The organism is Bdellovibrio sp. SKB1291214, from assembly GCF_002209355.2.
GTDB lineage: Bacteria > Bdellovibrionota > Bdellovibrionia > Bdellovibrionales > Bdellovibrionaceae > Bdellovibrio.
Genome location: NZ_CP106855.1, coordinates 3,338,068 through 3,351,850 on the forward strand (window position 1 = coordinate 3,338,068; position 13,783 = coordinate 3,351,850).

Below are 13,783 nucleotides of genomic sequence, written 5' to 3' on the forward strand. Positions count from 1 at the left end.
GGTCCGAGAATTGCTCTTGTTCCTCATATGCATACAAAAATCATAGCCCTACCAATTGTATTATTGATGTCTTGGAGTGCCTCGGCGGCTCCACTTTGTTCGCAAATATTTACCTCTGGTATCTCCATTCATACGAGATCTTCCCAGGCCCTGATGGACCCGGTGGTGGATCGCGCCCGCGAGTTGAATCTGTGGGATGACTTCAAAACACTGGCAGATCTTTCTCTTCGTACCTTGTCTTCATCTCAAAAAGAGGCGATTGCAAAACAAACGCAAATTCTTCGTCAACAACAAGGTGAAAAAGTGGCGACAAAGTACTGGATTGAATCCATGTACGAGCATCGCCGGGAGCTTTTGCCAGTACAAGATCCTACATTGAAAAGTCAATGGACTGTAAAATCCCCAGATCACAGAGCAACCTTTGAACACATCGAAACGATGTGGGCGGAGCTGACTCGTCAAACTCCGAAAGATACCACGTCTTCGTTGATTCCGTTGCCTCACCCGTTGTTAATTCCGGGAGCTCGATTTCAAGAAGGCTATTACTGGGATTCATACTTTGCTTTTCCTGCGCTTTTAAAAACGGGCAGACAAGACATCGTTAAGGGACAAGTTGATAATTTCCTTTTCCTTTTAAAAAACTATGGGCTGATTCCCAATGGGACTCGTGATTACTATTTGACCCGCTCGCAACCGCCGTTGATATCACAAATGGTTCGTTTAGTTTTGGAACATGAAATGGCTAAAGGGGAGCTGTCGCCATCAACTCGTCAATGGTTGGCTGAAGCTTATCCTTTGATCAAAAAAGACTATGAACAGTTCTGGATGAATCCGCAGACTCGTTATGACAAACGCACAGGGCTGAATCATTTTTGGGATAGCAGCAATACCCCAAGACCGGAACGCCATTCTTCGGACAAAGAAACTGAAATCGCGCACACGTTTAGAGACGTGAAAGCCGAAGCTGAAAGTGGCAAGGACTTTACAGAAGCTTTTGAAGGCCGTGCAAGTGAATACGGCGCTGTCTCCTTGAACTCTATCTTGTTTCAGGTTGAGAGAGATTTGGCTTGGATGGGGCGCCTGTTAAATAAAGATTCAATCGAAGTGCAAGGATTCGAAACGGCTTCGGTGGCTCGTCAAAAAGCTATGGACAAGTACATGTGGGATCAGAGCAGTCAGGTCTACCGTGATGTGCATCTTCCGACCTTAAGAAAATCCCAAGTCGTAACGGCAGATACTTTCATGCCACTTCATTATAAAATTGCATCCGATGCGCAGGCAAAAGGAGTCATGAGTCAGTTAGTACGTCTTGAGCGTAAAGGTGGGATCATGTCAGCCGAAAAAGACACGGGCAAGCAATGGGATGCTCCGTACGGATGGGCTCCTCATCACTTCTTTGCCATCAGCGGTGCTTTGAAATACGGATATCAAAAAGAAGGTGTAAGGCTTGCCGGCAAATGGGTTCAATCGGTAGAGACGATTTATCAAGAGACCGGTAAAGTGATTGAAAAAATTGATGCTGTTCGAGGTGGAGTTCCTCACGAGGCCGGAGATAAATATCCGACTCAAGATGGTTTCTTATGGACCAATGGTGTTTATGTTTGGGCTTTAACGAATGTTTTAAAAGTGCCAATCATCCACACGGCTCATTAATTCGAAATAAAAAAACCGGGTCCTAAAACCCGGTTTTTTATTTTTATTAATGTGAACTATTCGATTCAGATGGTGGCGGTGGAGGCGGCAAGTTCGTCGGGAATGCCGAAGCTGGGGTTCCGCAAGCCGCCGCGGTCTCAGCCCCGGTAGCAGGCTTACAGTGGACAGAGCGTCTGCCAATGTTAAAGGCTGCAAGTGCCACGATAATCAAAGCCAAAATCCAAAGAGCGATATTTTTATTCATATTAGTAAATCTCGTGGGCTAGAGGTCTACGTGGTGCGCGGAAGTAAGTTCTTGGAGATAGCTCCAAAAGATCCGCCAGCTTTTCCATATACACGCACGCGTAACGATCCAACTGATAGGCGAAATAACTTTCTTCGTTACCAGCTCTCATCAATTGACCCCAGTTCGCATTATATAGCGCCTGTTGCTTTTTGATATGAGCACTGATTTGACCATCGATCTCTGAAATACTTTTTTGCAGAGTTTCGACTTGTGACTCGTTGAAGTCGGCAGACTTTTCAATTTTACGAGTCATGATTTCGGTCAACTCATCTTCCAATGGTTCTTTTTTGCGCATCAATGTTTCAATTTCTTGATTGATAGGCTCAGCTTTTCTGTTTTTTTCAACTTCAGAATCAAGCTCCTCGATAACCATCGCTGTTCTCCAGTTACAATCCTTTTTCAAACGAAGGATATCCCCATAGATATGGTCGCCGATGTAAAGAATATCATCACCATTCAAATCAAGGTCTGCAGTAAACTTCTTAGCATTACCACCTTGGTAAATGCCCGGAGTCAGCTTGCCTTCCATGTTAGTCATAGAGCCGTCAGCTGGGTTCACGCGCAGATACTTTTGATTTTCGTAGAAGAACTTCGGCTTAGAGGCAAAGGTTATCACGAACTCAAAAAGGTCTGCCCATGATTTGTATTCTTTCAGAAAAGGCTGAACCGCATAGTCCAAAAGCAGTTTCGTGTAGTGATAATCAGAATTCGTCAAAACGAAGATCTTTTTACCATGGCGACGGAACTTTTCAAGGTTCGCAACCAGTCCCGGGTCTTTGATGATGTAGTGATCCAAATTCTTTTTAACTTCGTCTTTCAAAGAACCATCACGGTGAGCTTCATCCAAAGCATCCAAAACATCGTCAGCAATCTGAACGTATTCTGGATATTTGTTCGCTGTATCCGTGTCTTTCAACTCAACGATTTGACCGATCAGGTTCGCCAACGAGATGGAGAACGAGGTATCGACAGCCAAATAGTCTGTGTTCGAAAGATCGATGTAAGTCGATTTATAAAGTTTTTGGTGAGTTTTGAAATCAAGTGGTTTCAAACCATGATAGCTCGCACGGATCGCCGTGTAGCGATTCAATTTCAAAAGATTTCCCATCTTACGGTCGATGACAAGTCCGCGGATCGCGAAGTTATAATCAAACGTCAGCTTGCGCAGAGTTTCTGGATAGCCACGTTTGACCAATTTATCGATCATCGTCGTGTGCGAAAGTCTTTCGAAGTTTTCGGAGTTATAGCGAACCAACGTGTGGTCCATGTCGACACCGATGTAACGAATCTTTTTAAGATTCAAGGTTCTGTTAACAAATACTTTTCCTGGCATAATTCTTATCTTTCAACAGGCAGTTGCAATTCATTCCAATGAAGCATTCCGCCCAGCATATTAAATACGTTCGTAAATCCATTCATCTTCGCAAAAGCAGTTGCGCGAGCTGAACGAGCTCCGCTGCGGCAGATGAACACAATTGTTTGGTCTTTAGGTAGGTCTTCCAAATGATCCGGAAGAGTGTCGAGCACTAACAACTCTGAACCTGGAACGTGGCCAAGTTCTCCAGTGTATTCGTCAGGCTGACGAACATCGATCATTTTTACTTTAGACATGTTTTGGTGAAGTTCAGCGGGAGCAATATCGTGAACATCTTCAAAATTTGGATTCTCAGTTTTTGATGTGAATTCGTAAACCTTCACTGTCATCGTAAAAGCCCTCCTAGAGCCAAGACTGTTATCATATCAGTCCAGGAGGTTGGCTTCAAGAGATGCCCCCTGACATATGAGGAAATCTGATAATTTCCTCGACAAGGGGCGGTGAGAAGCGGTTACCAGATTTGGACTCTCTCGGCCTCAGGTAGGGTCATTTTATCGCCTGGTTTGCATTGGAAAGCTTCTGCAAAGCCAGGTTGGTGTTTTACTTGTTCATTGATGCGGGCAATGCCTGATGCATGCGGGTCCGTTTTTCTTTTCAATTTCTCAAAATCAGGTCGAGAAACTGTGCACCACAAGCGAGCGTAACCCGTAAAGAATGTCCTTTTGTCTTCGAGACTTCCTTTGTTTTGAGGGAAAGCTGCGTTGTAAGCAAACGTCAATCCAACCAAGTCGGCCACGTTTTCACCCAAAGTCAGTTTACCGTCGTGCTCGATTTTGTTGAATTGCTCAACCATGCGCTCGCCACGTTTGGAAAATTCGACCAAGTCTTTATCTTTCATCCATTCACGTAAAGCTCCAGCTGAATCAAATTTTGAACCCTTGTCATCGATACCGTGACCAAGTTCATGACCAATCACCGCGCCAACGGCGCCCAGGTTTTCGATCATGCTGCCGTCTTTGTTATAGAATGGATACTGCAAGATACCGATAGGCAGTACGAATTTATTTTCTGTCGGGGAGTAGTAAGCATTCACAGTCAAAGGGCCCATACCCCAGGCATCTTTATTGTTTGGCTCCGTCAACTCGTGCAGCATTTTGCTGTAGTTTGCTTCCGCTAACAGTCGATCATTCACCATCATATCTGTTTTTGAATAACGACGAATGGGCGTGAAGTCCCACTCCCGGTCGTTGTGGGGTTTTACTAACTGCAAACGAGCCGTTTTGATTTTCTTAATCGCTTCTTTGCGAGCCTCTTTGGAAAGCCATTTGTTGTTTTCAAGGCCCGCCAAAATGCTTTCGCGGATTTTTGTTCCCAGCTCTTGAACTTTAGCTTCGTCAAAGTTTGGGAACATTTTATCAATCAGGGCAGCATCAAGTTCTTTATCAAAGTTGCCCATAACCTCTTCGGTACAACGCTCTTGGCGTTCAGCACGTTTTTCAGGCCCTCCGAAATACTTTTTATTAAACGCAAAACGCTGTTCATAGAATTTCGTGTAACCGTCATCCAAGTAAGGATAAACCGATTTTCTAAGAGCTACGTCTTTCCAGACTGATAGGGGGCGTTTTGCGATTTCAGCATTTACAAAATCAGTGCCCTCGAAAAGTGGGATTGAAACCAAAGCTGTTTTGGGAGTCTTTTTAAACAAGATATCCAATTTCAAGTTCGGGTACTTTTTCAAAACCTCTTCTTGAGTTGCAATATGTCTTTCAGAGAAACGTTCGCGACGTTGAGCGGGAGTGGGATAAACCTTTGCGAAATCCTTTTCAACCTCGATGACGGCTTTCGCGCGGTCTTCGGCTTTGCCATCTTTGCCTTTTGGATCAACGTTCTTGAAAAATGCCGTCAAAAGTTTCTGATAGTCTTTCATCAATTCAGGTTGGTCATAGTATTTCTGATCAGGCAATCCCATCAGGTTTCCAAAAAGACCGACATTCAATTTGTTAGAATCGTCTGGATCAGGATAGCTCCACATACTTGCAAGAGAAAACTGCCCGCCTTTGGATTGCTGTTGGTTTAAATAGGTGACCAGGTCTTCCCACGTCTCAAGTCCTTTAAGGGCTTTTTGCACACGTTTTACTTCTTCTTTTTCAGCTGCAGCGCGGGCTTTGGGATTCATGCATGACATATAGAAATCACGCAGTTGCTCTGTGCGCTCGTTCAAATCTTTGGCTTCTGGAAGATCTGCCATGAACTTCTTTTTGGTTTCTAAAATTCTTTCAGCAGAATCGCTAAAGGCAAAATCATGATAGCTGCGATCTGGGCGAAGTTTAAATGACGCCTTAACGTCCGTGCAAACATAAGCTTCGAAATCCTCACAAGGATTTACTTTGGTATTTAGGGGAAATTCACGTTTTTCTGGAATTTCAGAAGAAGGGCCTTTGGGAGCGTTTGCAGCGAAGGAAAACTGAGCAGTCAGACTCGCTGCCATCAAAATCAATAAAGAGCGATTCATAAGAGTCCTTTCAAATGATGCTTGAATATTTCATGACCCTTTGCTGTGAAAGGCAACACAATCTTGCTATGGCAGTACCTCGGTGGCATGATCCTTTTTTATGACAAAAACCACTGTGGAACTTTCACCTGAACAAGCAAATGCTTTGGATCTTTTAAGGTCCGGGGAAAATGTTTTTCTGACCGGTGGCGCAGGCAGTGGGAAAAGTTTTTTAATTCGTCAGTTTATGCGCGAACTTGACCCGAAGACGATGCCTATTCTGGCAAGCACTGGAGCTGCTGCCGTCTTGTTGGGTGGACGAACTTTTCATAGTTTCTTTGGACTTGGAATTATGGAAGGTGGTCCTGACTCCACTTATCAACGTGCTTCTAAAGATACGAAATTAATGGCACGACTGCGCAAGGTCGAGGGCGTAATTATCGATGAGATTTCAATGATTCCCGGTCAGGCGTTGATGATCGCGGAAGCTCTCTCACAAAAAGCGCGAGAATCAAATTTACCGTGGGGTGGGATGCGCATCATCGCCGTTGGGGATTTTGCTCAGTTGCCACCTGTAACTCACAGTGGTCCCAGAGATTGGTGTTTTTTGAATCCCGTTTGGAACCAAACTGGATTTCAATCTGTGATGCTTTCACACAATCAGCGTGTGTCAGATAATCTATTTTTGGATGTTCTAAGTGATGTTCGCCACGGTCTGGTCACAGAGCGAGTGCGTGATTTTTTGAACGAACATTTACGCGACCACGATCACGATGATCCCGGCACAAGATTATTTCCAAGAAAAGCCGACGCAGAGGAATTCAATCAAAGAAAGCTCACCGAGATTAACGAGGAAGAGATCACTATTGATTCCATTTATTTTGGTTCTGAAAAACACGTCGACATTTTAATGAAGTCGGCTCCCGTTCCAATCAAGCTGACCTTAAAGCTTGGCTGTCGTGTGATGTTTTTGCAAAATGATCCGCAAAAGCGGTGGGTGAATGGGACGCGTGGTGTGATCACTGATATCGCAGCCGATGAAATCACCGTTAAAAAAGATGGTGGTCGGGAAGTCAGCGTCGACAAAGTTTCATTCGCGCTGCAAGATGCAGAAGGCAACGTCATGGCGCAAGTGATTCAGTTTCCGCTGACTCTTGCTTATGCAACGACGATTCATAAAAGTCAGGGCGCTACTCTGGATGATTTGTGGTGTAATTTAAGTCGTCTGTGGGAACCGGGGCATGCTTACGTCGCATTGTCGCGGTTAAAATCTTCACAAGGCTTGCATTTGATCGGGTGGAACCCACGATCCATCATCGTGGACCCCAAGGTTTTAGAGTTCTATAGAAATCTTGAAACTCTTGGTTCTTAGAATATCCACATCAGGTCGCGCAACATACCGATTGTAAAGAGTATTGCTAGGGAGTTGATGACCATCATCAAGTAATACCAGCGGGGCTGCTCTTCCTTTTTAACCTTGCTGCTCATGATGCTAAATCCCCCTATATAAGTAATTATCGGTTAATAATTATAAATTCTTTCTAGTTTGTTTGTTAAAAAACGTTAAAATCCTCAGGATTGAAATCGCCTCATTTTGAGACTAAGCTGGGAGCCGGAATTTACGCGGGAGAGACCCCTTGGATCAAATGATAAGCCTTACACCCCCAGTCCGTGGAACCCCTCTGTCAGCGGATGCTGCTATGGCATTAGCCATCAGTGAGGCATACAAAGGTGCTACTCGTGTCAGTCCTAATCCACTTGTAGGATGTGTGGTTCTTGATTCCACAGGATGCTTTTTGGCGGCTGGTCACCACGAGTTTTACGGCGGTCCCCATGCGGAAGTGAACGCTGTTAAAAATCTTTCCTCGGCAGAACTTAAAGGCGCTCACGTGATCGTAACTCTTGAGCCTTGTGCTCATGAAGGTAAGACTCCTTCATGCGCTAAGATGCTGGCAACTCTGCCAATTAAAAAAGTCACATTCGGTTTGATCGATCCAAATCCATTGGTGGCTGGGCAAGGTGCGGAAATCTTACGTCAAGTAGGCATCGAAGCCGATGTTTATCAAGGCAGCGATTTGAAACTTGATCAAGAGATGCGCATAAAGCTTGAAGAAGTCTGTGAAGCATTTCTTTGGAATTTCCGTCACAAAAAAGTTTTTGTCGCTTTAAAAATGGCAAGCTCCCTAGATGGACAAGTCGCTTTGAAATCGGGCGAAAGTCAGTGGATCACGGGCTCGGAATCTCGAGAATATGTTCACTATTTGCGAGCAAGTTATGATGGCTTGTTAGTAGGTAAAGGCACTATTGATTTTGATAACCCGTCACTGAATATTCGTCATCCGCATATCGAAAAGAAAAACAAAGTCATCGTCATCGATGGCGAAGGTGAACTGCTGCAAAAATATTCTGATCTGAAGGTGGCCGCCGCTCATACTTCAGAAAATGTGTTTTGGTGTGTTGCCGAAGAACTTAAGGAAGATATTTTAAAGAAAGCCAAGCACCTGACTGACGGACCTCAGTTGGTTTTTGTGAAAACAAAAATGGGCGGCGATTTAGATTTGGAAGATCTTTTAGCTCAACTTTACAAACAAGGATTCAGATCCATATTGGTTGAAGGGGGCGCTTTGACGGCAAGTAGTTTTGTCCAAAGCAAACTCGTAAACCGTCTTTATATGTTCCAAGCTCCAATAATTATGGGAGCAGGTGGCTCGAGATCGTGGACCGAGACAATGAGGATTGATGAAATGAAAGACAAAATCTTCGTTCAGCATCCAACCTATAAGACATTTGGAAACGATTTTATGATCACCGGGAGAATTGAATAATGGATACAATGACAGCCGACCTTCTTCCGACTTCTAAATACCGTTGGGTTCGTGCATCCGATGGAGCTTTGGCGGGGGTTTGCAAAGGTCTAGCCCAGGCATTTGAAATCGAAACTTGGATACTGCGCGTCATTTGGCTGGTTGCCATTTTTTGGGTTGGGACCGGGGTGCTCTTATATTTAATCCTATGGTGGACACTGCCGCGCGTCGACAGACTGGACCATGCTCTAGATAGAAAGGTCTTAGGGGTGTGTGGTAGGATAGCGATGAGATACCAGCTCGAGGTCGGAGTGGTTCGCACCACGGCCGTCCTTTTTTTATGCGTCACTTTCGGAGCTGCGATCTTGGTTTACGGGCTTTGCTACTTTCTTATTCCGGACGCCCCTAAATCAGTAAAGTCGCCTTAGGGCGCAGGAGTTAATTTTTAATATATGGGTGATGACAGTAATAGGTCGATCGTAAGTTCCCTGAAAAATGAGTGGGCTTTATTTTGGGAGGCCTTTCACGGTGATGAACAAGTCACTGAAGAAACCAAAAATGCTTTTGAAAATGGAAAATTGGAAGTTTTAAGCCTGAACCAAGTCCGTGAAATCACAAAAGCTTTGATTGAAGATCGTAAGCGCATCAATCAAAAGCTTGAGACCCTGACTAAGGAAATCGATTTGAATTCTGCAAAGCTGGAAAGCTTGCGTTTGGTCGGAGCGGAAGAACAACAAACCATGTCTCGTATTCACGAGCTGAACGACATGGGCCAGGCCTTCGCAATAGCTCTTCAAAAAATCGACGAACAGCTCCGCGCCGTTCGCGATAAAGAAATCGAAATCCAAGAAGAAGAAGCCAGCCTCTAACGCCGCATGAACTGCGGCGCTTTCTATTTGATAAAAAGGAATGAGATAAAAAGAAGTGATCCGATCAGTCCTGATCCAGATCCCATGAAAAAGAAAAACTTTTTACGGGTCAGAACGCCGATCGCGATAATAGCGATTGCCACCTGAAAGAATGTAACGGCCATGGCCAGGCGTTCGTGTTGGTGAAGTTTTAGTTCACTCATTTCCTCTTTCTCTTTAGCGTCTTCAAAGATCTTTTCTTGATCAGTTTTATACTTTTCGATCTTTTCCTTGATCGTCACTAATTTGGCAGCATCGGTTTGCGGATTCATCTCCAGACGGAATTCCTGCAAAGCACCCTTAATACCCTTGGCCTGATAGTATGACCACTGGTCAGAGGATTTGATCTGTTCGATCATAGCCTCGTTCGAATAATGACCCGCAAGCAAGGCACAAATAGCAGCACAGACAGCCAGGATCGCCGACAGAACAGCGCTCACATTAATCAGCTTACTGTCGCCTCCGCCATGAAGCGCATGATGTTGAATGTGTTCTTGAGTTTGTTCCAAAGGTACTTCGATTTCTTCCATAGCAAAAATGGTAGCATCGAGTTTTTCTTAACAAAAGTTAAGAAAAAGGTTACAGCCGATTTTTTGATGCGCAATGCATTTAAAAAACCGGCAGAGACCTTTGGGATTAACGGTCGCGGTTTTTCATTTCTTTCCATTCGCGGAGTTTGCGGATGGATTGTTGGAGGACTGTTTCTAGGATTACCAACTCTTTTTTAGTTGGTGTGTTTTGCAAAAGCATACGGCGTAAAACTGTGAAGGCGTTGATCTTACGTTGTTTCGTTAGATCGAAACCCATTTCTTCGATCCAGGTTTTTAAAGTTTGTTCGGGATCAATACCTTGGATGCCTTGAGGAGCTCTGCGCTTTTTGCCACCGTCCAATTTTGTACGGTCGCCCCCCCACGCTTTACGTAGAGAGAACATTCCTAACAAAGTAGCTTGGGCTAGGTTTAAGCTCCAGTTTGCGCCAAAGGTTGGAAGGCACGCGCAAAAGTTAGCGTATTCTAAATCCTCACCAGCGAGGCCCCAGTCCTCGGGACCGAAGATCAGATGAATTGTATAAGGCTCGTCGGATTCGTGCTGGAACTGAGGAGAGTTTTCTTTGATGTCAGCTAAGACATCGTCGATGTCGCGGACTTGGCGACCTTTGCCATCACGAGCGGTGAAAGCAATTTTGATACTTTCGGGCTCGTTCGCCATGAACTCGGCCCAGGATTTGTAAGTGGTGCGATTTTGTAGACCGTTTTGGCCAGTCGCTGCCGCCTGTTGTGCTTCGTAAGTCAGCTCGCACTTAGGGTCAATCATCACGAGCTTTTCGCAACCCATGTTACTCATTGCACGTGAAGTGGCACCAACATTTCGCTCGTAGATTGTGCGCACCAAAACAATGCGCACTTCAAAGGGACGTTTCATTTACAGATTTCCTGATAAAGCAATTCCGTCTTGGATAAGATTTTTAGTTTTTTCATCTTTTGCAGCCAAAGTATGAAGATCCTTTTCAACTTTTGCGAGCAAAGAGGAGTTGCCGAGGCGTGCTTTAGTCAGTTCCAAAACCTCCAAGCGCAACAACCAATCCTGTGGAAAGTCTTTATCATGGTTTGCCAAAAGATCGGATAAAGTTTTTTCAAGCTCTGCGCCTTGGATATTCTTTTCACGAAGTTCTCTTAAGAGACCGTACTGAGTCTGAAGTTTAAGCTCTTCGGTGGAGTATTTGGGAGCTGGAACACGTTTTGCGACGAAGTCTTCGGTTTCACCGTAAGCCTCTCGGTCCGCGGGGCCACCAAACACAGACGGCACCGTCGCACCCAAAGCCATATCATAAATGCCCCAAGCGGGGTCAAACAGCACGCGACCTTGGAATTCTGCCTTCGCGTCCGTCATTGAAAGCAAAATAGTTTTGCCTTCAAGAACCGTCATCGCCTTTACAGTTCCATTTACCACGACACCCGAAACAAATTCCAAACGGGCTTTGCGACCTTTTTCCACTCCGATATCAGACCATTCTGAACGAGTCAGATCAGAAGGTTCTTTTGTTGGATAGTCTTTTAAGAAACCAACTGGAGTTCCAAAGCCATGCAGGTGATAGGTTTTGTCGTGACCTTGGATTTGTTTGTCTTTGAATGATAATTGCGAAGGGCCTTGCAAACGCAGATATGCGATTTTGCCAGACCCGTCGGTGATGGCTTCAACAATTTGACCGGATATCTGTATACCTGAAGAAAGCTCTGCGGTGTTGACTGATTGAGCCTCAATGGCTTTGTTCAACCCTTGCAATCCACCCAAGCGGAAGGCCATTTGGTCTGCCATTTGGTTTAGAACTTTAACCAAAGTTTTAAAATCAGGTGTGACGAAAAGCTGCGGTTGCATTTCAGTGATATCGTAACTTTGCTTAATGCAGTCGACAGTCAGAGGAATCTTTTTAACATTGGCGCTCAAGCACCATTGGGATTCAGCTACGCTTGAAAGAAGACCCGCACCGAAAATTTTCGGATTATCCAGAGTCCCAATCAATCCGTACTCTGCTGTCCACCAGTTCATGCGGCCCAGTTCAGCGGCTTCGGAAACGATCGTCATGCTTTTGCTGACACTGTCCAATTTCATCTCTGCTGCTTTGATTTCTTCAGAGGTCGAGGCAGGATTTTCTTTAATATCTGACAGGTCACGAATGGCTTCGTAAAGATTTAAATCTTCTTTCGTTAGAATCGCTTTTTTTGCCACCTGTGCATACTGACGAAGATATTCAGCGAATTCAGGTTGAACCAAAATCGGTGCATGTCCCGCTGCCTCGTGAACAATGTCAGGAGCTGGAGTGTATAGGAGATGATCGATGCTTCGCATGTCAGAGGCAATCGGCAGTACGCCCAGTGATTGCAGTTCCATGAACGCTGCAGGTGGAATAAATCCACTAACGGGCAAGGCTCTCCATCCGAACTCTTGAATTTTTGCGCTGATTTCCTCGATACGGGGAATGCGCTCTACAGAAATACCAGTCTTGCCCAAACCTTCCACGTAACTTTCGTGGGCATGTTTGGATAAAAAGGAACGCAGCTGACGCAAAACATAACGCCAAACTGCTTGATCAATCGGAGTGTACTTTTCATAGTGCTGCTCGACGACGTATTTTCTAAGATGCGGTGGTAAAAAGTCTATCTCCATATCGCGGGCCTTTTATAGCAAGGGGTCTTCTTTAGTCAGGTAGTTCTTCACGTAATCTTCAACCGCTTTTTCCAGAGGCCATTTCGGAGCACTCATTCCTGACTTACTCCACTTATCCGTTTTAGCTTCAGTGTAGTACTGATACTGACCACGGATATTCTCTGGCATTTCGATCCAATTAATTTTCATCTCTTTACCCATGGATGTGAAGGTGGCTTTTGCCAAATCCAACCAGGTACGAGGTTTTCCAAAACCCATGTTGTAAACGCCGTTTGTAGGTTTTTTCTCCATCAATTCGGCCATCCAACCTGTTACGTCTTTCACGTAAACGAAATCACGCATGAATTCGCCATCTTTGTATTTAGGGTTTGCAGATTTGAACAGGCCCAAAGTTCCAGTATCCTTGATCTGGTTGTAAGCTTTGAAAACGATGGAAGCCATGTTTTCTTTTTTGAATTCGTTGGGTCCAAAGACGTTAAAGAATTTCAAACCATACCAGTGTGGTGGCGTTTGGGTCGTTGGTTGTTTCAAAGCCCAACGATCAAACAAAACTTTCGATTCACCGTATAGGTTCAATGGCTTTAGTAACTCTGGGTCCGTCGTATCGTCGAAACCAAGTTCGCCGGCGCCATAAGTCGCAGCACTGGAAGCATAGATCATGTTCTTTTGATGTTTCGTACACCATTCGAAAATGCGTTGAGTGTAGTAGGTGTTGTTTTCCCAAAGGAATTCTTTATTCGTTTCCGTTGTGGAAGAACAAGCGCCCATGTGGATGATCCAGGAAACTTTCTTTTTAGCTTCGTCAGTTTCAAGGAAAGGCCAAAGTTCGTCTTTAAGCAGAAATTTACTGAAAACGCGTTTACGAAGAAGGTTGCGTTCCTGAAGATCGACCGAATCCACGGCAATAATATCTTGGAACCCTTTTTCGTTGAGTTGCCATACCATCACACTGCCAATAAAACCATTTGCGCCAGTTACAATAATCATAGTGAATTCACCCTATTACAGCCCTTTGCGATACACAAGAAAAAGCCCTTGTGGAAGCTCTGTCCAAACCTGCAAATAGTTCAAAAATAGGGCCTTGGAAACCAACCAATTGCAACTGGGGCGGCATAGACGTTGCTTTGGTGAATCCCATTCGTACCTGTCGGGAGGCATGGG

The 13,783-nt window shown here is 44.8% G+C and carries 13 protein-coding genes; 5 read left to right on the top strand and 8 right to left on the bottom strand.

The genetic code is table 11. The annotated features are described in order from the left end of the window. The first annotated feature begins 27 nt into the window (after positions 1–27). Positions 28–1,653: a trehalase family glycosidase gene (locus B9G69_RS16455; RefSeq protein ID WP_217897698.1), complete on the top strand. Its 1,626-nt coding sequence runs from the start codon at positions 28–30 to the stop codon at positions 1,651–1,653. Positions 1,654–1,699: 46 nt separating this feature from the next. Here B9G69_RS16455 and B9G69_RS16460 read toward each other — a convergent pair whose 3' ends face one another. From B9G69_RS16460 to B9G69_RS16475, 4 genes are all read right to left on the bottom strand, one after another. Continuing rightward, a complete protein-coding gene (locus tag B9G69_RS16460; RefSeq protein ID WP_088615741.1) occupies positions 1,700–1,897 on the bottom strand; it encodes a hypothetical protein in 198 nt (65 codons plus the stop codon). Position 1,898: 1 nt separating this feature from the next. Continuing rightward, positions 1,899–3,272 carry an HAD-IG family 5'-nucleotidase gene (locus B9G69_RS16465; RefSeq protein ID WP_088615740.1) on the bottom strand — a complete coding sequence of 458 codons (1,374 nt, stop codon included), beginning with the start codon at positions 3,270–3,272 and terminating at the stop codon, positions 1,899–1,901. A 5-nt stretch (positions 3,273–3,277) separates the two neighbouring features. Next, complete coding sequence (locus B9G69_RS16470; protein WP_088615739.1) at positions 3,278–3,643, bottom strand: rhodanese-like domain-containing protein; 366 nt, start codon at positions 3,641–3,643, stop codon at positions 3,278–3,280. A 122-nt stretch (positions 3,644–3,765) separates the two neighbouring features. Continuing rightward, a complete protein-coding gene (locus B9G69_RS16475) occupies positions 3,766–5,766 on the bottom strand; it encodes a M13 family metallopeptidase (protein ID WP_088615738.1) in 2,001 nt (666 codons plus the stop codon). Between the two features lie 100 nt (positions 5,767–5,866). On the opposite strand from B9G69_RS16475, the gene B9G69_RS16480 reads away from it, so the two are divergent. The 4 genes from B9G69_RS16480 (at position 5,867) to B9G69_RS16495 (ending at position 9,418) form a co-directional block, all read left to right on the top strand. Next, positions 5,867–7,117 (top strand): DEAD/DEAH box helicase, encoded by a 1,251-nt coding sequence (locus tag B9G69_RS16480; RefSeq protein ID WP_088615737.1) that lies wholly within the window; start codon positions 5,867–5,869, stop codon positions 7,115–7,117. A 328-nt stretch (positions 7,118–7,445) separates the two neighbouring features. Beyond that, entirely contained in the window at positions 7,446–8,570 is a 1,125-nt protein-coding gene (ribD, locus tag B9G69_RS16485) for a bifunctional diaminohydroxyphosphoribosylaminopyrimidine deaminase/5-amino-6-(5-phosphoribosylamino)uracil reductase RibD (RefSeq protein WP_254916900.1), read from the top strand. Positions 8,571–8,578: 8 nt separating this feature from the next. Further along, positions 8,579–8,977, top strand: a complete 399-nt coding sequence (locus B9G69_RS16490; protein ID WP_265438062.1) for a PspC domain-containing protein — start codon at positions 8,579–8,581, stop codon at positions 8,975–8,977. A 24-nt stretch (positions 8,978–9,001) separates the two neighbouring features. Continuing rightward, positions 9,002–9,418, top strand: coding sequence for a hypothetical protein (locus B9G69_RS16495; RefSeq protein ID WP_088615734.1), 417 nt, complete (start codon positions 9,002–9,004; stop codon positions 9,416–9,418). A 23-nt stretch (positions 9,419–9,441) separates the two neighbouring features. On the opposite strand, the gene B9G69_RS16500 is transcribed toward B9G69_RS16495, so the two are convergent. The 4 genes from B9G69_RS16500 to rfaD all read right to left on the bottom strand — a co-directional run bounded on the left by B9G69_RS16500 (position 9,442) and on the right by rfaD (position 13,609). Beyond that, positions 9,442–9,987 (bottom strand): DUF4337 domain-containing protein, encoded by a 546-nt coding sequence (locus B9G69_RS16500; protein WP_088615733.1) that lies wholly within the window; start codon positions 9,985–9,987, stop codon positions 9,442–9,444. Positions 9,988–10,093: 106 nt separating this feature from the next. Next, the gene (locus tag B9G69_RS16505) at positions 10,094–10,879 is read right to left on the bottom strand and encodes an RNA methyltransferase (RefSeq protein ID WP_088615732.1); all 786 of its coding nucleotides are present in this window, start codon (positions 10,877–10,879) and stop codon (positions 10,094–10,096) included. Continuing rightward, on the bottom strand, positions 10,880–12,622 hold the full coding sequence (locus tag B9G69_RS16510) for an aromatic amino acid hydroxylase (RefSeq protein ID WP_088615731.1): 1,743 nt from the start codon (positions 12,620–12,622) through the stop codon (positions 10,880–10,882). It abuts the gene before it with no gap. Between the two features lie 12 nt (positions 12,623–12,634). Next, entirely contained in the window at positions 12,635–13,609 is a 975-nt protein-coding gene (gene rfaD / locus B9G69_RS16515) for an ADP-glyceromanno-heptose 6-epimerase (protein ID WP_088615730.1), read from the bottom strand. Positions 13,610–13,783 lie beyond the last annotated feature (174 nt).

Bases quoted from the DNA above. Each gene is read 5' to 3' on its own strand.
- B9G69_RS16455 (WP_217897698.1), top strand. From the start codon at position 28: ATGCATACAAAAATCATAGCCCTACCAATTGTATTATTGATGTCTTGG.
- B9G69_RS16460 (WP_088615741.1), bottom strand. From the start codon at position 1,897: ATGAATAAAAATATCGCTCTTTGGATTTTGGCTTTGATTATCGTGGCA.
- B9G69_RS16465 (WP_088615740.1), bottom strand. From the start codon at position 3,272: ATGCCAGGAAAAGTATTTGTTAACAGAACCTTGAATCTTAAAAAGATT.
- B9G69_RS16470 (WP_088615739.1), bottom strand. From the start codon at position 3,643: ATGACAGTGAAGGTTTACGAATTCACATCAAAAACTGAGAATCCAAAT.
- B9G69_RS16475 (WP_088615738.1), bottom strand. From the start codon at position 5,766: ATGAATCGCTCTTTATTGATTTTGATGGCAGCGAGTCTGACTGCTCAG.
- B9G69_RS16480 (WP_088615737.1), top strand. From the start codon at position 5,867: ATGACAAAAACCACTGTGGAACTTTCACCTGAACAAGCAAATGCTTTG.
- ribD (WP_254916900.1), top strand. From the start codon at position 7,446: ATGGCATTAGCCATCAGTGAGGCATACAAAGGTGCTACTCGTGTCAGT.
- B9G69_RS16490 (WP_265438062.1), top strand. From the start codon at position 8,579: ATGACAGCCGACCTTCTTCCGACTTCTAAATACCGTTGGGTTCGTGCA.
- B9G69_RS16495 (WP_088615734.1), top strand. From the start codon at position 9,002: ATGGGTGATGACAGTAATAGGTCGATCGTAAGTTCCCTGAAAAATGAG.
- B9G69_RS16500 (WP_088615733.1), bottom strand. From the start codon at position 9,987: ATGGAAGAAATCGAAGTACCTTTGGAACAAACTCAAGAACACATTCAA.
- B9G69_RS16505 (WP_088615732.1), bottom strand. From the start codon at position 10,879: ATGAAACGTCCCTTTGAAGTGCGCATTGTTTTGGTGCGCACAATCTAC.
- B9G69_RS16510 (WP_088615731.1), bottom strand. From the start codon at position 12,622: ATGGAGATAGACTTTTTACCACCGCATCTTAGAAAATACGTCGTCGAG.
- rfaD (WP_088615730.1), bottom strand. From the start codon at position 13,609: ATGATTATTGTAACTGGCGCAAATGGTTTTATTGGCAGTGTGATGGTA.